Below are 255 nucleotides of genomic sequence, written 5' to 3' on the forward strand. Positions count from 1 at the left end.
CCGGAGGAGCTGGAGGCACTCTCGGCCGAGTCCGGGTTCTCCCGCTTCCCGGTGGTCGACATGGGCCGCCGGATCCTGGGCTACCTCCATGTGAAGGACGCCCTGGACGTCACGCCGCGCGACCTGCCGTTCCCGGTCTCCTCGCTGCGGCCGATCGCCCGGGTGCGGGCGGCGACGCCGATGGACGACGTCCTGACGGCGATGCGGCGCAGCCGGACACACCTGGCGGCGGTCCTCGACGAGGACGGCAAGCTG

1 protein-coding gene is annotated in these 255 nt (G+C 72.9%); it reads left to right on the forward strand.

Going from position 1 to position 255, the window contains the following annotated elements:
- Positions 1-255, forward strand: a 255-nt coding sequence (locus AC0IXA_RS27795; protein ID WP_471814961.1) for a CBS domain-containing protein, incomplete at both ends; no start/stop codon positions are given.

The organism is Pseudomonas sp. AC083 (assembly GCF_979253165.1).